This is a genomic window from Kitasatospora sp. NPDC054939 (assembly GCF_053610105.1).
Genome location: NZ_JBSGXP010000179.1, coordinates 1 through 17,020, shown reverse-complemented (window position 1 = coordinate 17,020; position 17,020 = coordinate 1). Strand labels below are relative to the sequence as shown.

Here is a 17,020-nt window from a genome sequence, read left to right as displayed (position 1 = left end):
GCGGCGGGCCCGGTGACCGGGGTCAGGCCTCCAGCGGGGCGGTCGGGCGCTGGCCGAGCTCCGGCCGCTCGCCCTTGTCCGGCTTCTCCGGTACGACGAAGCGGTAGCCGACGTTGCGCACGGTGCCGATCAGCTGCTCGTGCTCCACGCCGAGCTTGGCCCGCAGCCGCCGGACGTGCACGTCCACCGTGCGGGTGCCGCCGAAGTAGTCGTAGCCCCAGACCTCCTGCAGCAGCTGCGCCCGGGTGAAGACCCGGCCGGGGTGCTGGGCGAGGTACTTGAGCAGCTCGAACTCCTTGAAGGTGAGGTCGAGTACCCGGCCCTTGAGCTTGGCCGAGTAGGTGGCCTCGTCCACCGAGAGGTCGCCGCTGCGGATCTCCATCGGGCTGTCGTCGGTGGCCACCTGGAGCCGACCCATGCCCAGCCGCAGCCGGGCCTCGACCTCGGCCGGGCCGGCGGTGTCGAGCAGGACGTCGTCGATGCCCCAGTCGGCGGTGACGGCGGCCAGCCCGCCCTCGGTGACGACCAGGATCAGTGGGCAGCCGATCCCGGTGGAGCGCAGCAGCTGGCAGAGGCTGCGGATCTGCGGCAGGTCGCGCCGCCCGTCGACCAGGATGACGTCGGCGCTGGGGGTGTCGACGAGGGCCGAGCCCTCGGCCGGTGCCACCCGGACGCTGTGCAGCAGCAGTCCCAGGGCGGGCAGCACCTCCGCGGAGGGCTGCAGTGCGTTGGTGAGGAGGAGCAGAGAACTCATACCCGGTGGTCCCCTTTCCGGGTCGTCGCGGTCGCGTTGCGGCTGCCGCCACAGCCGGATGGCGCACGTGCTGAGGTTCGAGTGAGGGTCGACGCCGGCTCCGCACCGGAGGATTCGCCGGCCTGCACGGCCGGACGGGGACCGCGCCGGAGGTCCCGCAACCCCTGGTGCACCGTTCCTGCCCTGCTCATCCCGCGAACCTTCCGGTCAGTCCCGGTGCCGGGCGGCGGCCCGGAGCCGGGTGACGACACTCCGCCGGACCCGGGCACTCCGTTGTGCCGCGAATGGCGGGGCGGTCCTTGCTCGGCGCCGGGGGTGGGACCGACGATTCGCAAGGACGTCCGTACTGGCGTCCTGAAAGCACAAAAGGACCCGGGGGCGACTCTGCCCGGATCCCTTACGCCACGAGAATAGCCGACCGCGCCCCGTGCGGGGAGGTCCCGAAAGCCGCGGTTCGGCCATTCCGGGCGGGGTGCGGGTGAGCCTGGACACAGCCCCGACACCGCCGGGACACCGCCGGGACACCGACCGGACATCCGGGCGGGAGCCCCCGGAACGGCCGGAGCCCGGGGCTGATGTGGGGCGATTGCCGGTCGGGGCCGCGGACAGGCCATCATGGGACGCACCCTCGGCGGCACCGCGCGCGCCCCCTCAGCACGGGCGCGCGGGCGGACGCCCCGGTGGGGCCCGGACCGGGCCACCGGGCCGGTCGAGGACGACGAGAAGGGGTTGTGCCATGGGTGCGACCACCGATCCCGCGCAGGGCGTGCGGGTCAGCGGGACGATCCGCTACTGGGCCGCCGCGAAGGCCGAGGCGGGGCTGGCCGAGGAGCCGTACGAGGCGGCCACCCTGGCGGAGGCGCTGGACGCGGCCCGGCAGCGGCACGCCGACCGGCCCGGGTTCGGCCGGGTGCTCGGGCACTGCTCCTACCTGGTGGACGGCGCGCAGGTCGGCGCCCGCGACCACGCGACCGTGGCCCTCAGCGAGGGCGGCACGGTCGAGGTGCTCCCGCCGTTCGCGGGCGGGTGAGCGGCGTGAACGAGGGACACGGCGGACACGGCCGACACCCGCAGGGCACGCAGGGCGATCCCACCGGCGGTTGGCAGCAGGCGCCGGGCGCGCAGGGCGGGCCGTACGCCCCCCAGCCGGCCTACCCGCAGGAACCGGGCCACCCGCAGGGGCCGGGCCCGCAGTCGTACGGCCAGGGCTTCGAACAGACGGGCCCGCAGGCGTACGGCCAGGGCTTCCCGCAGACGGGTGGGCCGGGCCCGGCGCCGGCGGGCGTTCCGGCGGGCGGGCAGCAGCCGTACGAGGCGGTGCCCGGGCAACCGCCGGGCGGCCTGCCGTACGGCCAGGGGCTCGACAGCCCGACCATGACGCTGTCCCGCCAGGACCCGGCCGCGCCGCAGCAGGCCCGGCCGCCGTACCCGCAACAGCAGCAACAGCAGCAGCCGCCGTACGCGCAGCCGCCGCAGGGCCCGCCCCCGCAGGCCGGGCAGCCGCACGGGCACCCGCTGGACAACCCGACGATGGCGCTGCCCCGGCAGGCCCCCGTCGCGGCCCCGCCGTTCCCGCAGGCCCCGCAGGCCCCGCAGCCGCCGTTCCCGCAGCCGCCGGCTGCGCCGGCCGGCCCCCGGGCGCGGACCGGCTCGCCGATCATCGACCCGGGCCTGCAGCCCGCGCTGATCACGGCCGGCGCGGCCGCGCTGCTGGCGGGCGGCGCGGCGATCGGCGTGCCCGCGCTCGCGGTCGTGGTGGCGGTGCTCCAGGTGCTGACGGCGGCCGGCTGGTTCCGGCTGAACGGCATGTGGCCCGCCCGCCAGGGCATCGCGCTGGCCGCGCTGGCCGGTCTGGTCGCGGACGCCGCGGTCCTGCTGGCCGGCCGGAGCGGCGGTGCGGCGGCGGCGGTCGGCACCCTGGGCGGGTTCTTCCTGCTCGTGCTGGTGCTGCAGACCTTCCGCCCGTCCGACCCGGCCGAGCGGTTCTACGCGCTGACGGTGCTGGGCTCGGCCACCGTGGTGACGGTGCTGTGTACGGCGCTGCTGCTGTCCGACTGGGTGCCGGCGGCGGTCGGTGCGGTGGCGCTGGCCACCCTGCTGGCGGCGGCCCCGCTGCCGGGGCCGAAGCAGGTGGGCCCGGTGCTCGGCCTGGTGGCCGCGGTGGTGTTCGGCCTGGCGGTCGGCGCGCCGCCCGCCCTGGGGGTGCTGGCCGGTCTCGGTGCGCTGCTGGGCCGACGGGTGGCGGCGTACGACTTCCCGTCGCGCTTCGTGCACGTGACGGCCGGGGTGGCGCTGCCGTTGGCCGTGTCCGCGCCGCTGATCTGGGTGGCGACCCGCCTGCTGGCGGGCTGACCCCCGGGCCGGCCCATCGGCCGGCCCGGGTCGGTCGACCCCAGGCCGATCACGGTCGACCCCGGACGATCACGGGTCGGTGCCCGCCCGCCGGCCCCGTCCCGCCCCCGGAACCATGCCCCGGGGCGGGACGTCGTACGGTCGTGCGGGACCAGGCGCCCGAAGGGGTGGCCGCTGACGACGGGGGAGTGCGATGCGCGGGTGGCAGAAGGCGACGATCGGTGTGGTGGCGGTGGGCGGCCTGCTGGTCGGCGCCGACCGGATCGCCGTCGGCGTGGCCGAGGGCGAGGCCGCCGACCGCCTGGTGAAGAGCGGCCGGATGAGCGAGCGCCCCGACGTGTCGATCGAGGGCTTCCCGTTCCTCACCCAGGCGCTGTCGATGAAGCTGGACGACGTCCGGATCTCCTCGAACGGGCTGACCGTCGGCAACGGGACGCGCCAGGTCGCCCTGCAGTCCTTCACGGCGAAGCTGTCCGGCGTCTCGGTGAGCGACAGCTTCAGCAGCGCCACGGTGGACAAGGGCAGCGGCAGCGGCCTGATCGGCTACGCCGACCTGTCGCAGCTGATGCCGCCGGCCTCCCGGCTGCTGTCCGGCGGGCGGCTCCCGGTGGGCGGCGGGACCCGGCCGACGCTCTCGTACGCGGGTCCGGGGAAGATCAAGGCCGCGCTGGGGCCGCTGGAGATCGGCGAGGGCACCCTCAAGAGCCAGGGCAACACCGTCACCGTCGAGGGCTTCCAGCTCTCCGGGATGGCCGCGGTGGTCGCCGGGGCGACCAACCAGAAGATCGAGCCGATGAGCTTCACGCTCTCGTCGCTGCCGGCCGGGCTGAGCCTGTCCGGGGTCGCCCCGCAGCAGGACGGTCTGAAGCTCTCCTTCGAGGGCACCAAGGTGGACCTCATCGGCTGAGGCGCCCGCCCCGGCCGCACCTCCCCACCTCCCCACCTCCCCCTTTCCCCCGTTCCGCTCCGCGAGACGCGCTGTCCAGCGCCGGCCGCGGAGCGGTGGCGTTCCGCGCCGCGGCGCCCCGTCGGCCGACTCCGGACCCGCCGGTGGCCGGGCCCCGCACCCCATGAGTTCACCAAATCCCAGCATTCGAGCCGCTGGGTCTCAATATTCGATACGCTGATGACAGCGGGCCTCCGGTGTCCCTAGCATCGTCGGCATGAAGCGACAGACGGACCTCACGAAGCGGCGGGCGGTAGACCTGTGCCGCGTGGCCGCCTGTCTGTGTCGAATGCGCTAACTCGGCGTCTCAGCGGGGCACTTCACGCCCGCCGCCGATTCCCCCGGTGACCCGGGCCGGCCTCCGCGCCGACCGTCGCCGCTGCAGTTCCGCCGACCGCCACCCGTTGCGAGGCGCCACCCCGGGCCGTCCCAGTATTCGGACAGGAATTCGGACCCGCCGCACCGGACCGCTCCGGCGAACCCCCTGCAGCACCGCAGCAAGCACCTCAGCAGCACTCGCAGAGCAGCACCTTCCGCAAACCGCCCCCGGATGGAGAACACCACCATGAGCCGCAGCGACGTCCTGGTCGACGCCGACTGGGTCCAGGCCCGCCTGGACGACCCGAAGGTTGTCATCGTCGAGGTCGACGAGGACACCACCGCGTACGAGAAGAACCACATCCGCAACGCCGTCCGGATCGACTGGAAGCAGGACCTCCAGGACCCGGTCCGCCGCGACTTCATCGACCAGGCCGGCTTCGAGGCGCTGCTCAGCGCCAAGGGCATCGCCAACGACGACACGGTCGTGCTCTACGGCGGCAACAACAACTGGTTCGCCTCCTACGCCTACTGGTACTTCAAGCTGTACGGCCACGGCGACGTCCGCCTGCTCGACGGCGGCCGCAAGAAGTGGGAGCTGGACTCCCGCGACCTGGTCGCCGAGGTGCCGGCCCGCGCCGCCACCGAGTACAAGGCGCAGGCCGCCGACTCCTCGATCCGCGCCTTCCGCGACGACGTCGTCGCCGCGATCGGCAACCTCAACCTGGTCGACGTGCGCTCGCCCGACGAGTTCTCCGGCAAGCTGCTCGCCCCGGCCCACCTCCCGCAGGAGCAGTCGCAGCGCCCGGGCCACGTCCCGAGCGCCCGCAACATCCCGTGGGCCAAGAACGCCAACGACGACGGCACCTTCAAGAGCGACGACGAGCTGAAGGCGCTGTACGAGGCCGAGGGCATCGACCTGGCGAAGGACACCATCGCCTACTGCCGCATCGGCGAGCGCTCCGCGCTCACCTGGTTCGTCCTGCACGAGCTGCTGGGCCAGGAGAACGTCAAGAACTACGACGGCTCCTGGACCGAGTACGGCAGCCTCGTCGGCGTGCCGATCGAGCTCGGCAACTGAGCCACCGGCTCGATCCGTAAGTCAGAAGGGAAGACAAGACATGTGCGGTGCGAAGGCCGGCGGCCCGGACCTGGCAGGAGTTGACGTGGCGAACGAGACGATCATCCAGGGTTCGGTGACCCGCGACGGTGAGCCGGTCAACGGCTATGTCCGACTGCTCGACGAGGGCGGCGAGTTCACGGCCGAGGTGCCCACCTCGGCGACCGGCCAGTTCCGGTTCTTCGCCCGCCCGGGCAAGTGGACCCTGCGCGCGCTGGTCCCGGGCCAGACCGTGGACCGCCAGGTGGTCGCCTCCCAGGGCACCCCGGTCGACGTCGCGATCGCGGTCTGACCCCGGGCGTACACCACCCGAGGACACCCGGAGGGCCCCTGCCGCGCAGGGGCCCTCCGGCCGTACCGTGGAGGCGTGCGGGCACGCCGGAGGCACCTCTTCTACTTCGTCATGATGGGCGTCTGCCTGTCGACGTTCGTCCTGGCCTGGGGAGTGGTGCGCTTCCACTCCGTCCCGGCCGCGATCGGGATGTGCCTCTTCGCGATGGTCATCCCGCCGGTCGCCGCGGTCTTCGCCAACCGGCGGGACCCGGAGGACGACTGGTGGAACGACCCGCGCTGGGAGGACCCGCGGTGGGACGAGCCCGGCCACGACCGGGACCGCCCCGACCGGGAGCCGCGCGATCAGTAGACGAGCGCCTGCACGCCGTCGGCCATGATCTCGCTGACGAAGACCTGGGCGCCCGCGATCCGGACACCCTTCACGGTGTCCTGCTGCTCGATCCCGCGGCGCGCGGCGCACTGCGTGCACAGCGTGACCGTGCCGGCCGCCAGGATCGACTCCAGGAGGTCCGGCAGCGGCGCCGCGTGCGGCAGCTCGAACTCCGCTGCGCGGCCGGGCAGGGCGAACCAGGACGACTCGCCGGTGAGCCAGAGCGACACCTCGACCCCGCTGGCGACGGCCACCGCCGCCACCGTGAACGCCTGCGAGCACCGCTCCGGGGCGTCCGCGCCGGCCGTGACCTTGATGACGAGCTTCTTCGAGTTCGACGACATGCCGCCCACCCTAGGGCCCGCCGATTTCACGACGTGGCGGGGCTCACCGAGACCGGTCGGGGGGCGCCGGATAGAGTGAGCGCCAGCAAAATCCACCACACTGTCGCCGCCCTGGGAGCCCCCCGTGTCCGGTCTGGAAATCTTCTTCGACGGTCTGCTGGCCCTCATGGCCGTGCTGATCACCTGGTTCGCCATCTTCTCGGTGATGAAGCTGTACCAGGGCCAGCGCTGAGCCCGACTGCCGTACGGTTGAGCCTGTACCGCACCGACGACAGCGACCAGGAACATGATCGAGATCCCTTCTGACCTCCACCAGGACGTCGTCCCGCTCGCCTTCCTCCTCGGCACCTGGGAGGGCGCGGGCGTCTACGCCCCTCTGCCCAGCGAGGAGGGCCCGGGCACGGAGAAGTGCAACTTCGGCCAGGAGATCGTGATCCGCCACGACGGCCGCCCCTTCCTGGAGTTCCGCTCCCGCACCTGGGTGCTGGACAACGAGGGCGAGAAGGTCCGTCCGCTGGAGAACGAGCACGCGTTCTGGCGGATCACCAGCAACCCGCACGGCACCAGCGGGGCCCGCGGGATCGAGGTCTCCTCCGTCCGCGACGACGGCACGGTTGAGATCTGGTACGGCGAGCTGGCCGACGGCAAGCCGCAGATCGAGGTCGCCACCGACGCCGTGGCCCGGATCGAGGGCTCGGCGCCGTACTCCGGCGGCAAGCGCCTGTACGGCTTCGTCAACGAGGAGCTGCTCTGGGTCGGAGAGAAGTCCGCCCCCGAGGTCCCGCTGCGCCCGTACATGTCGGCGCAGCTGCGGAAGGTGCTCAGCCCGGCGCAGCTGATCAAGGACATCAACGACCTGCCGGACGACGGGATCGCGTTCTTCCGCTGACCGTTGCGGGTGACCGAGTCGGGGACCGGCCGCGGGGCCGGTCCCTACACTTGCCCCAGGACCCCGACTTTGGCAGGGACAGCAGCGTGGCGGACACCGAGACCACCGATTGGCAGTTCCCCGGCGACTGGAAGGCCGACCTGCGGGAACGCGGGTACCGGCTGACGCCGCAGCGCCAGCTCGTGCTGGAGGCGGTCGACGTGCTCGACCACGCCACTCCGGACGACATCCTCAGCCACGTCCGCAAGACCGCGGACGGCGTGAACATCTCCACGGTCTACCGCACCCTGGAGCTGCTGGAGGAGCTGGGCCTGGTCTCTCACGCGCACCTCGGGCACGGAGCGCCGACCTACCACCTGGCGGCCCGCCACCAGCACCTGCACCTGGTCTGCCGGGACTGCGAGCGGGTCACCGAGACCGGTACCGAGATCGCCGCCCCGCTGATCGAGAGCCTGCGCGCCGAGCACGGCTTCGACACCGACCTGAAGCATTTCGCCATCTTCGGCCGCTGCGCCGACTGCACCGCCGAGCGGGCCGGGAGCGGGTCGTAAGCTGGCCGGTATGACCGGTACGAAGAGCCCGCTGCTTGCCCTGCCCGGTGCCGTCCCCGCCGAGGGGGCCGACGAGGGCGTCGCCGCGCACTACGGCGAGATCTTCCGCGAACAGCGCCACCTGGCGCAGGGCACCGGCTTCGTCGACCTGTCGCACCGGGGCGTGGTCACCGTGACCGGTGCGGACCGGCTCTCCTGGCTGCACCTGCTGCTCACCCAGCACGTCAGCGCGCTGCCTCCGCAGCAGGCCACCGAGGCGCTGGTGCTCTCCCCGAACGGGCACGTCGAGCACGCGCTGTACCTGGTCGACGACGGCACCACCACCTGGGCGCACGTCGAGCCGGGCACCCAGCAGGCGCTGGTGGGCTACCTGGAGAGCATGAAGTTCTTCTACCGGGTGGAGGTCGCCGACGCGACCGCCGACTACGCGGTGGTCCACCTGCCGTCCGGTTCCACCGCCTCCGTGGACGGGGCCGCCGCGGTGCGCGAACTGCCGTACGGGCGGGACCTCTTCCTGCCGCGCGCGGAGCTGGCGGAGCTGGTGGCGGGGTACGGTCCGGCGGCCGGCGTGTGGGCGTACGAGGCGCTGCGGCTGGAGGGGCACCGGCCGCGGCTGGGCTTCGAGACCGACCACCGGACGATCCCGCACGAGGTGGACTGGCTGGGCACCGCCGTCCACCTGCAGAAGGGCTGCTACCGGGGCCAGGAGACGGTGGCCCGGGTGCACAACCTGGGCCGGCCGCCGCGCCGGCTGGTCTTCCTGCACCTGGACGGCACCGAGGAGGTGCTGCCCCCGCACGGCGCGGAGGTGCGGCTGGCCTCGGACCCGGACGGCCGGGCGCTGGGCTTCGTGACGTCCTCGGCCCGCCACCACGAGCTGGGGCCGATCGCGCTGGCGATCGTCAAGCGGAACACCCCGGTGGACGCGGTGCTGCTGGCCGGGACGGTGCCGGGCACCCAGGACGTGATCGTCCCGCAGTAGCGGCCGCCGCGGTGGAGGAGGAGGGGCGGCCCGCGGTCAGACCTCGACCAGGACGGTGAACGGGCCGTCGTTGACCAGGGCGACCTGCATGTCGGCACCGAAACGGCCGGTCTCCACCTTGGCGCCGAGCGCCCGCAGCCGGGCGACCACCTCGTCGACCAGCGGTTCGGCGACGGGGCCGGGGGCGGCGGCGTTCCAGGTGGGGCGGCGGCCCTTGCGGGCGTCGCCGTAGAGGGTGAACTGGCTGATCACCAGGAGCGGTGCGCCGTTGTCGGAGCAGGACTGCTCGACACCCTGCTCGTCGGCGGGCAGCAGGCGCAGGCTCCAGAGCTTGCGGGCCAGCCGGTCGGCCTCGGCCGGGGTGTCGTCGTGGGTGACGCCGACCAGGACGCACAGGCCGGGCCCCTCGATCGCGCCGACGGTCTCGCCGGCCACCGTCACCCTGGCCTCGGTCACTCGCTGCACCACTGCTCGCATGCGGCCATTGTGCCGGAGCCGCGGACGGCCCCGGGAGGCGCGTACTGACCTGGCGTGCGCCGGGTGGTGCGCGCCTGCGCGGGGTTCGGCGCCCGCTGTCCTGGGCGTTCCTCCGGTCGTATCAGCCACCCCCGTTCGCCAGGGGGCCGTTCGGGTGCACGGGCGGTGCACCGGCGGTGGGCGGGGTGGCACGCTGGGGCACCTGGGCGCGTCGCCGCGCCCGGGCCGGGCGCGCGCGAGCGGGCGGGATCGGGACGACGGCAGGTGGTTGGGTGATGGACGCGAGCAGCACGGAGCAGGACCGGTCCGGGCAGGTATCCGGAGGCCCGGAGCCGCTGGTGGAGCCCGAGTTCGAACGGCTGGGTCTGGAGCAGCTGCGGACCCTGCGCCGGCGGACGCTGGAGCAGGAGGCCGACCTCTCCTACCTCCGGCGGCTGCTGCACGGCCGGATGGACATCCTGCGGGCCGAGCTCGACCGGCGGCCCGGGGGCCAGGTCCGCACCGCCGCCGGGGCCGACGGGCCGGTGGGGGCGCTGCTGGACCGGCTGCCGGCGATCCTCACCGACGCGCCGTCCACGGTGCGGCTGTCGGCCCGGCACGTCACCTTCGGGCCGCCGCGCGGCGAGCACTGCCGGCTGGAGGCGGACGCCCTGATGGGCGACGTCCAGCTGGCCGACCTGGCGGCGCACACCGCCGAGGAGCTGCTGGCGGCCCTGGAGCGGCTGCGCGCGCACGAACGGGAGGTGTCGGGGCGCCGGCAGCTGCTGCTGCGGACGGCCGACGGCTGCAACGCCGAGATCACCCGCCGGTACCGCGACGGCGAGGCCCGGGTGGACGACCTGCTCGCGGGCGGTCCGTTGTAGTTCCCCGGCTCCCGGGCGCGCTGTGGTTCCCCCGCTCCCGGGTGGCGGCGGCCGGGGTGCGGAACGGGCACCCCGGGTGCACGGTGGACCGGGGGCCGCCGCTTCGCCGGTGCGCGCGTCGGGTACGCGCCGCCCCGCCGCGCGCGGCCCGGTCCGCACCGAACCGCAGCACCGAGGAGGCCGCCATGAGCGAGCACGTGTACCGGGTCACCGAGATCGTCGGGTCCTCGACCGAGAGCATCGACGCGGCGATCCGCAACGGCGTCGAGCGCGCGTCCCGGACGCTGCGCAACCTCGACTGGTTCGAGGTCACGCAGGTCCGGGGCCACCTCGCGGAGGGCCGGATCCAGCACTTCCAGGTCGGCCTCAAGATCGGCTTCCGACTGGAGGACGAGGGCTGACCCGGCTCAGCGCTCCGGCAGGACCAGTGGCGCGCCGGTGCGCGGGTGGGGGAGCACCTCGACCGGGTGCCCGTACACCTCGCTGAGCAGCGGCGCGCGCAGCACCCGGGCCACCGGGCCGTCGGCGACGGTGGCCCCGGCCGCGAGCAGTGCCACCCGATCGGCGTAGGCGGCGGCCAGCGAGAGGTCGTGCAGCACGACGACCACGCCGTCCCCGGCGGCGGCGCGCGCCCGGGCCACCCGCAGCACCAGTTCCTGGTGGCGCAGGTCGAGGGCGGCGGTGGGCTCGTCCAGCAGCAGCAGCGGGGTGCGCTGGGCCAGCACGCGGGCCAGCGCGACCCGGGCCCGTTCGCCGCCCGAGAGCGCGGTGAACGGGCGCTCGGCGAAGGCGGTGGACTCGGTGGCGGCCATCGCCTCGGCGACGGCTTCCGCGTCCTGGTCGGCGGCCGTGGTGCCGGCCCAGGGGGCGCGGCCCATCCGGACCACCTCGCCGGCCGGGAAGGGGAAGGACAGCGCGGCGGACTGCGGCAGCAGGGCCCGGTGCCGGGCGAGTTCGGCGGTGCCGTACCCGGCCAGCGGGCGGCCGTGCAGCCGGACCTCGCCGGCGCTCGGCGGGACGTCCCCGGCGAGGACCGAGAGCAGGGTGGACTTGCCGGCGCCGTTCGGACCGAGCAGGGCCAGCACCTCGCCGGCCCGGACCCGTACGGTGGCGCCGGTCAGCAGCTCGTGCGCGCCGACGGTGAGCCGGACGCCCTCGGCGGCGAGCAGGTCGGCGCCGCGCGCGGGCCGGTCGGGGACGGCCCTGGGGGCGCGGAGCCGGAATCCGAGCGGGCTCATGCCCAGCCTCCCTGCTTGGTCCTGGTGCGGCGCAGCAGCCAGAAGAAGAACGGGCTGCCGATGAGCGCGGTGAGCACGCCCAACGGCAGTTCGGCCGGTTGGGCGAGGGTGCGGGCGGCCAGGTCGGCGGTGACCAGGACGAGGGCGCCGCCGAGGGTGGAGGCGGGCAGCAGGAAGCGGTGTCCGGGGCCGGCCGCCATCCGCAGCAGGTGCGGCACGATCAGGCCGACGAAGCCGATGATGCCGCTGACCGCGACGGCGGCGGCGGTGAGCAGGGCGACGACGGTGATCAGCACCAGGCGCATCCGCTCGACGTCCACGCCGAGGTGGCGGGCCGGGCGTTCGCCGAGGGCCAGCAGGTCGAGCCGGCGGGCGTACAGCGGGGCGGCGGCCAGGCCGGCGAGCGCGAACGGCAGGACGGCGAGGACCTTGCCCCAGGTGGCCTGGGAGAGCGAACCGAGCTGCCAGAAGGTGATCTGGTTGATCGCGGCGGTGTCGGCGGTGAACAGGAAGAGGCCGATCAGGGCGCCGCAGAAGGCGTTGACGGCGACGCCGGTGAGGATCAGGGTGACCACCTCGGTCCGGCCGCCCGCGCGGGACATCGCGTACACCGCGAAGACCGTCAGCAGGCCGGAGGCGAAGGCGAAGACGGTGATGGTCCAGCTGCCGAGGGCGTCCAGGCCGAGCACGATGCAGGCCACCGCGCCGACCGCGCCGCCGGAGGAGACGCCGATGACGGCGGGTTCGGCGAGCGGGTTGCCGAAGACGCCCTGCATCAGGGCGCCGGCGCAGCCGAGCGAGCCGCCGACCAGCAGGGCGAGGACGACCCGGGGGAGGCGGACGTTCCAGAGCACCGACTCGGGGACGCGCTCCAGTGCGTGGCCGCCGAGGCCGAGGCGGTGGCCGAGGGAGGCCAGGATGTCGCCGGCGGGGATGCGGTAGGCGCCGACGCCGGCGGCGAGCAGGGCGAGGAGCAGCAGGGCGGCGGCGAGGCCGGTGATGATCAGGGTGCTGCGGCCGCGCGGCGCGGCGGAGCCGGTCCCGGTGCCCGGCGCGGTGCTCTTCGCCGTGCCCGGTGCGGCGCTGCGCCCGGTGGCGGCGGTCACGCGGCGCCCGCCGGGTAGAGCTGGCCGGCGATCTCGCGGAGCACCTGGGGGGTGCGGGGGCCGTAGCTGAGCAGTCGGCCGTCGTCGACGGAGACGATCCGGCGGTCGAGGCCGGCCGGGGTCTGCGCGACGCCGGGGAGCTTGAGCAGTCCGTCGACGCCGCCGACCGACTCCAGCCCCTTGCTCATCACCAGGATCGCGTCGGGGGCCGCCTTGACCAGGGCCTCGCTGGTGAGCGGGGTGAAGTCGCCGGTGAGCCCGGCGGCCCTGCCGGCGTCCTCGCCGCCGACCGCCTCGATCAGCGACCCGGCGCCGGAGTCGGGGCCGCCGAGCAGGAAGACGGAGGCGCTGCCGCGCAGGTAGAGGAAGGCGACCCTGGGCCGGCGCTCGGCGGCGGGCAGGGCGGCCCTGGCCTCGGTGAGGCGCTGGGCGGTGCGCTCCTTGAGCCGGTGTCCGGCGTCGGGGACGCCGAGGGCGGCGGCGACGGTGTCGATCCGGGTGTCGACGTCGGCGAGCTTCCTGGCGTCGTCGAGCACGATCAGCGGGACGCCGGCGGCGCGGATCTGGGCGATCGCCTCGGCGGGGCCGGTGGAGCGGTCGGCGAGCACCACGGTGGGGTGCAGCGAGAGCACGCCCTCGGCGGAGACGTCGTGGGCCTGGGTGATCACCGGGAGGGCGGCGGCCTGTTCGAAGGTGGTGGAGACGTCCTTGGCGACCACCTTGGGGCCGAGGCCGAGGCTGAAGACCAGTTCGGCGAGGCTGCCGTTGAGCGGGATGATCCGCTCGACGCTGCTGACGGTGACCTGCCGGCCGTCGGCGGAGGCGGTGGTGGCGGGCAGCTGCGGGGCGGGGGCGTCCGGCAGCGGTTCCACGGTGTCGGGGGTGCGGGCGGCGGCGGTGCTGCTGTTGCCGGTGGTGCCGCCGCCTGCCTCGCAGCCGACGGTGGCGAGCAGGGCGGCCAGGGCGAGCAGCAGGGCGGCGGGCCCGCGGGCCGCCCGGGTTCGGATCGTACTGCTGCTCAACGTGCGCCCCTTCCTCGGGTGTTGCCGCGTCGCTCGGCCCGGGGGAGGGGTGGGGGACGGGGCTCTTGACTCATATATTAGGTTAGCCTTACCTGAGTTTCGCAAGGGGGGCGGCGTCGCGTCGGCCCTCCGTCCGCCATGTCCCCAGTCGTGCCGAGGAGTGATCCGCCGTGCCTCTGCTCAGCCGGCTCCGCCGCCTGGCCGCCCATCTGGTGGCCGTCCTCGCCGCCCTCCTGACGGTCGCGCTCCTGCCCGGCCAGGCGGCCGCGGCGGAGGGGAGGGTCGCCGGCGGACGGCTCGACTGGGGGATCAAGCAGTCCTTCCTGACGTACGTCACCGGACCGATCGCCCAGGGCAGTTGGGGCCTCACCGGGGGCACCGCCACGGTCGGCGGGAACACCTTCCGGTTCCACTCGGCCACCGGTACGTACGACCCGGCCACCGGCGCGCTGACGGCCGCCTTCTCCGGCGGGGTCCGCTTCACCGGGCACCCGGAGAACGGCGGCAACGCACTCGACCTGAGCATCGGACGGCTGACCTTCCGCGCCCAGCAGGGCGGCGCGGCCGGGCTGTACGCGGACGTCAGCAGCAAGTCCAAGGAGACCGGCAAGGTCAGCAGCGCGAGCCAGGCCAAGCTGGCCGACCTCTCGCTGTCCGGCGTCGACCTGCGCGGCGCCTCCGGCAGCCTGACGCTCAGCAGCGTGCCCGCGACCCTGACGGACGCCGGGGCCAGGGCCTTCGGCAACTTCTACACCGCCGGGACGCAGCTCGACCCGCTGACGCTCTCGGTCAACCTGCCGGCGGCCGAGCGCAGCACCCCGCCGCCCGCGCCGTCCACCGCGCCGTCCACCACCGCGGCCCCGGCGCCGAGCCCGACGGCCACCGCGGCCGCGGAGCCCACCGCCACCGCGGCGGCGTCCCCGACCGCGGCGGCCCGGACCGAGTTCACCCGGGGCGCGCTCGACTGGGGTGTGCGGCGGACCTTCCGCGACTACGTCACCGGTGCGATCGCCAAGGGCCGCTGGGAGCTCGGCCGGGGGGCGGCGGACGGCGGCGCGTTCTTCCGCTGGAGCCCCGCCGGGGGCAGCCACGACCCGGGCGGCGGCGCGCTGACGGCGGCCTTCACCGGCAGCGTGCGGTTCACCGGCCTGCAGAACGGCGGGACCTTCGGCCTCGACCTCACCCTGGCCGACCCCGGCGTGCGGGTGGCCGACGGCCGAGGGCTGCTGATCGCCGAGGTCTCCGGTCGTACGCCGGACGGCTCCACCCGGCAGGCCTCCGCCGTCGAGCTGGCCGTCTTCGACCCGGCCGGGCTGACGACCGGGGGCGGACTGCTCAAGGCGGTCGAACTCCCGCTCAGGCTCACCGAGGCGGGTGCCGAGGCGTTCGGCGGCCTCTACCCGGCCGGCACCGAGATGGACCCGCTCAGCTTCGCGGTGGCGCTCGATCCGGCCGCCGCCCTGCCCCCGCTGCCCGACATCGGCAGCGCCCCCGCCACCACCCCCGCCGCGGCCCCGGCCGCCACCGCGCGCACGTCCTCGGACGGTGTCCCGGTGCCCGCGGTGGTCGGCGGCGTGCTGGCCGCGGCCCTGGCCGTCGCCGGCGGCCTGTTCGCCCGCAGCCGCCGGCGCGCGGCGCAGCCCGCCGGCACCCCCGCCGCGGCCGACGAAGACCCGAATTCCTGACCCGTCGAACGGAGTACGACACCATGCCACGCAGCACCGCCATGCGCGCAGGCCGCCGCAACCGCACCCGGCTGACCGCACTCGCCGCCGTGACCGCCGGACTCGGCCTGACCGCCTTCGGCGCCCCGGCGCTGGCCTTCGGCGCGGGCGGCCCCGGCAGCGTCGTCTACGGCACCGGCTCGCTGGACTGGGGCGTGAAGGCGAGCTTCCGCAGCTACGTCACCAGCCCGGTCGGCCAGGGCGCCGTCGAGCTGACCGGCGGCGCGACCACCAACGCCGACGGCAGCTTCCGCTTCGGCCTGAACCGTGCCGCGTACGACCTGTCGACGCACACGCTGAGCTCCTCCTTCACCGGCGGGGTGCGGTTCACCGCGCACCACGGCGCGCTGGACATCGCGCTCAGCGACCTGCGGATCACCACCGCGGGCACGGCCGGCACGCTGACCGCCGACACCGCCTCCAAGGAGTCGATGGGCTCCTCCGAGGTCGTCCGCCGGGACGACGTGCCGCTGGCGACCTTCACCGTCGGGCGCGACACCACCACCGGTGTGCCGACCGCGAGCAAGCTGACCGAGCAGGGCGCGAAGGTGTTCGCGGGCTTCTACGCGGCCGGTGCCGACCTGGACCCGCTGGCGCTGCTGCTGAAGCAGAGCCCGGCCACGCCGTCGCCCACCGCCACCACCCCGTCGGTCACCCCGACGGCCACCGGCTCCCCGTCGGCGACGCAGAGCCCGACGGCCACCGGTTCGCCCACCGCGACCGGTTCGCCGACGGCCACGGCCACGGGCAGCCCGACGGCCACCGGCTCCCCGACCGCCACGGGCAGCCCGACGGCCACCGCCACGCCGACCGCGACCGGCACCCCGACGCCGACCGGCACCGCCCCGGCCGGCCGGATCCCGGTGGTCGCGGGCAGCCTGGAGTGGTCGGTCAAGGAGAAGTTCCGGAACTACCTGGCCCTCCCGGCGACCGGCGGCACGGTGGAGTTCGGCGACGGCGCGGCCGACTACCGCTTCGGCGGCGCGAGCGGCAGCTACGACACCGCCACCCACACCGTCACGGCGGGCTTCAAGGGCTCGGTGCGCTTCCTCGGCCACCCGGACGGCAGCGGCGGCCACCAGCTGGACACCACCTTCGCCGGGTTCGGGGTGGTGATCGACCGGGACGGTGCCTTCCTGACCGCCGACGTCACCGCCAAGAGCCGGGACGGCAAGTCCACCGTCGCACTGACCGGGGCCAGGGTCGCGAAGCTGGACCTCGCCAAGGCCGGCCCCGCCCCGGTCAACGGCGTGGTGACGCTCTCCCGGGTGCCCGCCACCCTCACGCCCGAGGCCGTGCCGGCGTTCGGCCAGTACCCGGCCGGCGAGGTGCTCGACCCGGTGACCGTGGTGCTCTCCTTCACCAAGGACGCCCAGCTGCCGACCGGCGGCCGGCCGGGCGCGACCGGCACCACCACTGGTGGTTCGGTCACCGGGGCCGGGGCCGGGACCGGGACGACCGGCGGCGGGGCCGTGCTGACCACCGGCGGCTCGGGCAGCGGCCTGCTGGCCGCCACCGGTTCGGACGCCCCTGCCGTTCCGCTGCTGGCCACCGCGGCCGGCCTGGTGCTGCTCGGCGGCGGTGCGACGGTGCTGGTCCGCCGCCGGGACGCCGCCCGCTCGTAACGACCCGTCCCCGGGCCCGCGCCCGCGCCGCACCCACCGTGCGGC

General features: G+C 74.8%; 20 protein-coding genes. 14 read left to right on the top strand and 6 right to left on the bottom strand.

Annotated elements, in window-relative coordinates:
• Positions 1-22: 22 nt before the first annotated feature.
• Positions 23-754: a response regulator transcription factor gene (locus tag ACWGB8_RS33960; RefSeq protein WP_452217505.1), complete on the bottom strand. Its 732-nt coding sequence runs from the start codon at positions 752-754 to the stop codon at positions 23-25.
• A 736-nt stretch (positions 755-1,490) separates the two neighbouring features.
• On the opposite strand from ACWGB8_RS33960, the gene ACWGB8_RS33955 reads away from it, so the two are divergent.
• From ACWGB8_RS33955 to ACWGB8_RS33925, 7 genes are all read left to right on the top strand, one after another.
• Positions 1,491-1,784, top strand: a complete 294-nt coding sequence (locus ACWGB8_RS33955; protein WP_452217504.1) for a MoaD/ThiS family protein — start codon at positions 1,491-1,493, stop codon at positions 1,782-1,784.
• Between the two features lie 5 nt (positions 1,785-1,789).
• Positions 1,790-3,106 carry a hypothetical protein gene (locus tag ACWGB8_RS33950; protein WP_452217503.1) on the top strand — a complete coding sequence of 439 codons (1,317 nt, stop codon included), beginning with the start codon at positions 1,790-1,792 and terminating at the stop codon, positions 3,104-3,106.
• Positions 3,107-3,299: 193 nt separating this feature from the next.
• Positions 3,300-4,013, top strand: a complete 714-nt coding sequence (locus ACWGB8_RS33945) for an LmeA family phospholipid-binding protein (RefSeq protein WP_452217502.1) — start codon at positions 3,300-3,302, stop codon at positions 4,011-4,013.
• A gap of 256 nt (positions 4,014-4,269) precedes the next feature.
• Positions 4,270-4,350 carry an Ms5788A family Cys-rich leader peptide gene (locus tag ACWGB8_RS33940; RefSeq protein ID WP_350517234.1) on the top strand — a complete coding sequence of 27 codons (81 nt, stop codon included), beginning with the start codon at positions 4,270-4,272 and terminating at the stop codon, positions 4,348-4,350.
• A 267-nt stretch (positions 4,351-4,617) separates the two neighbouring features.
• Entirely contained in the window at positions 4,618-5,451 is an 834-nt protein-coding gene (locus ACWGB8_RS33935) for a sulfurtransferase (RefSeq protein ID WP_452217501.1), read from the top strand.
• Between the two features lie 40 nt (positions 5,452-5,491).
• Positions 5,492-5,782 carry a DUF1416 domain-containing protein gene (locus ACWGB8_RS33930; RefSeq protein ID WP_452217500.1) on the top strand — a complete coding sequence of 97 codons (291 nt, stop codon included), beginning with the start codon at positions 5,492-5,494 and terminating at the stop codon, positions 5,780-5,782.
• Positions 5,783-5,857: 75 nt separating this feature from the next.
• A complete protein-coding gene (locus ACWGB8_RS33925; RefSeq protein WP_452217499.1) occupies positions 5,858-6,133 on the top strand; it encodes a DUF3099 domain-containing protein in 276 nt (91 codons plus the stop codon).
• Here the strand turns inward: ACWGB8_RS33925 and ACWGB8_RS33920 are convergent.
• Entirely contained in the window at positions 6,127-6,498 is a 372-nt protein-coding gene (locus ACWGB8_RS33920) for a DsrE family protein (RefSeq protein ID WP_452217498.1), read from the bottom strand. The genes ACWGB8_RS33925 and ACWGB8_RS33920 overlap by 7 nt on opposite strands.
• Before the next feature lie 286 nt (positions 6,499-6,784).
• Here ACWGB8_RS33920 and ACWGB8_RS33915 point away from each other — a divergent pair, with 286 nt between their 5' ends.
• The 3 genes from ACWGB8_RS33915 (at position 6,785) to ygfZ (ending at position 8,920) form a co-directional block, all read left to right on the top strand.
• A complete protein-coding gene (locus ACWGB8_RS33915; RefSeq protein WP_452217497.1) occupies positions 6,785-7,387 on the top strand; it encodes an FABP family protein in 603 nt (200 codons plus the stop codon).
• 86 nt (positions 7,388-7,473) lie between these two features.
• Positions 7,474-7,938, top strand: a complete 465-nt coding sequence (locus ACWGB8_RS33910; protein WP_452217496.1) for a Fur family transcriptional regulator — start codon at positions 7,474-7,476, stop codon at positions 7,936-7,938.
• A gap of 10 nt (positions 7,939-7,948) precedes the next feature.
• A complete protein-coding gene (gene ygfZ, locus ACWGB8_RS33905) occupies positions 7,949-8,920 on the top strand; it encodes a CAF17-like 4Fe-4S cluster assembly/insertion protein YgfZ (RefSeq protein WP_452217495.1) in 972 nt (323 codons plus the stop codon).
• A 36-nt stretch (positions 8,921-8,956) separates the two neighbouring features.
• Here the strand turns inward: ygfZ and dtd are convergent, their stop codons facing one another.
• Positions 8,957-9,397: a D-aminoacyl-tRNA deacylase gene (gene dtd, locus ACWGB8_RS33900; protein ID WP_452217494.1), complete on the bottom strand. Its 441-nt coding sequence runs from the start codon at positions 9,395-9,397 to the stop codon at positions 8,957-8,959.
• A gap of 275 nt (positions 9,398-9,672) precedes the next feature.
• On the opposite strand from dtd, the gene ACWGB8_RS33895 reads away from it, so the two are divergent.
• Both ACWGB8_RS33895 and ACWGB8_RS33890 read left to right on the top strand, forming a co-directional pair.
• Positions 9,673-10,260 carry an RsiG family protein gene (locus ACWGB8_RS33895; RefSeq protein ID WP_452217493.1) on the top strand — a complete coding sequence of 196 codons (588 nt, stop codon included), beginning with the start codon at positions 9,673-9,675 and terminating at the stop codon, positions 10,258-10,260.
• Between the two features lie 185 nt (positions 10,261-10,445).
• On the top strand, positions 10,446-10,661 hold the full coding sequence (locus ACWGB8_RS33890) for a dodecin (RefSeq protein ID WP_452217492.1): 216 nt from the start codon (positions 10,446-10,448) through the stop codon (positions 10,659-10,661).
• A gap of 6 nt (positions 10,662-10,667) precedes the next feature.
• Here ACWGB8_RS33890 and ACWGB8_RS33885 read toward each other — a convergent pair whose 3' ends face one another.
• From ACWGB8_RS33885 to ACWGB8_RS33875, 3 genes are read right to left on the bottom strand one after another with little or no spacing between them, the layout of a single operon-like run.
• On the bottom strand, positions 10,668-11,498 hold the full coding sequence (locus ACWGB8_RS33885; protein ID WP_452217491.1) for a heme ABC transporter ATP-binding protein: 831 nt from the start codon (positions 11,496-11,498) through the stop codon (positions 10,668-10,670).
• Complete coding sequence (locus ACWGB8_RS33880; RefSeq protein WP_452217490.1) at positions 11,495-12,604, bottom strand: FecCD family ABC transporter permease; 1,110 nt, start codon at positions 12,602-12,604, stop codon at positions 11,495-11,497. Before ACWGB8_RS33880 ends, ACWGB8_RS33885 begins: the two co-directional genes overlap by 4 nt.
• On the bottom strand, positions 12,601-13,626 hold the full coding sequence (locus ACWGB8_RS33875; RefSeq protein WP_452217489.1) for a heme/hemin ABC transporter substrate-binding protein: 1,026 nt from the start codon (positions 13,624-13,626) through the stop codon (positions 12,601-12,603). Before ACWGB8_RS33875 ends, ACWGB8_RS33880 begins: the two co-directional genes overlap by 4 nt.
• A gap of 170 nt (positions 13,627-13,796) precedes the next feature.
• On the opposite strand from ACWGB8_RS33875, the gene ACWGB8_RS33870 reads away from it, so the two are divergent.
• Together ACWGB8_RS33870 and ACWGB8_RS33865 are read left to right on the top strand one after the other, a co-directional pair.
• Complete coding sequence (locus ACWGB8_RS33870; protein WP_452217488.1) at positions 13,797-15,311, top strand: HtaA domain-containing protein; 1,515 nt, start codon at positions 13,797-13,799, stop codon at positions 15,309-15,311.
• A 23-nt stretch (positions 15,312-15,334) separates the two neighbouring features.
• Positions 15,335-16,975 (top strand): HtaA domain-containing protein, encoded by a 1,641-nt coding sequence (locus ACWGB8_RS33865; protein WP_452217487.1) that lies wholly within the window; start codon positions 15,335-15,337, stop codon positions 16,973-16,975.
• Positions 16,976-17,020: the final 45 nt, after the last annotated feature.

Excerpts from the sequence above, each read along its gene's own strand:
- ACWGB8_RS33915 (WP_452217497.1), top strand. The coding sequence starts at position 6,785 with ATGATCGAGATCCCTTCTGACCTCCACCAGGACGTCGTCCCGCTCGCC.
- ACWGB8_RS33935 (WP_452217501.1), top strand. The coding sequence starts at position 4,618 with ATGAGCCGCAGCGACGTCCTGGTCGACGCCGACTGGGTCCAGGCCCGC.
- ACWGB8_RS33955 (WP_452217504.1), top strand. The coding sequence starts at position 1,491 with ATGGGTGCGACCACCGATCCCGCGCAGGGCGTGCGGGTCAGCGGGACG.
- ACWGB8_RS33890 (WP_452217492.1), top strand. The coding sequence starts at position 10,446 with ATGAGCGAGCACGTGTACCGGGTCACCGAGATCGTCGGGTCCTCGACC.
- dtd (WP_452217494.1), bottom strand. The coding sequence starts at position 9,397 with ATGCGAGCAGTGGTGCAGCGAGTGACCGAGGCCAGGGTGACGGTGGCC.
- ACWGB8_RS33920 (WP_452217498.1), bottom strand. The coding sequence starts at position 6,498 with ATGTCGTCGAACTCGAAGAAGCTCGTCATCAAGGTCACGGCCGGCGCG.
- ACWGB8_RS33940 (WP_350517234.1), top strand. The coding sequence starts at position 4,270 with ATGAAGCGACAGACGGACCTCACGAAGCGGCGGGCGGTAGACCTGTGC.
- ACWGB8_RS33865 (WP_452217487.1), top strand. The coding sequence starts at position 15,335 with ATGCCACGCAGCACCGCCATGCGCGCAGGCCGCCGCAACCGCACCCGG.
- ACWGB8_RS33960 (WP_452217505.1), bottom strand. The coding sequence starts at position 754 with ATGAGTTCTCTGCTCCTCCTCACCAACGCACTGCAGCCCTCCGCGGAG.
- ACWGB8_RS33930 (WP_452217500.1), top strand. The coding sequence starts at position 5,492 with ATGTGCGGTGCGAAGGCCGGCGGCCCGGACCTGGCAGGAGTTGACGTG.
- ACWGB8_RS33895 (WP_452217493.1), top strand. The coding sequence starts at position 9,673 with ATGGACGCGAGCAGCACGGAGCAGGACCGGTCCGGGCAGGTATCCGGA.
- ACWGB8_RS33885 (WP_452217491.1), bottom strand. The coding sequence starts at position 11,498 with ATGAGCCCGCTCGGATTCCGGCTCCGCGCCCCCAGGGCCGTCCCCGAC.
- ACWGB8_RS33945 (WP_452217502.1), top strand. The coding sequence starts at position 3,300 with ATGCGCGGGTGGCAGAAGGCGACGATCGGTGTGGTGGCGGTGGGCGGC.
- ygfZ (WP_452217495.1), top strand. The coding sequence starts at position 7,949 with ATGACCGGTACGAAGAGCCCGCTGCTTGCCCTGCCCGGTGCCGTCCCC.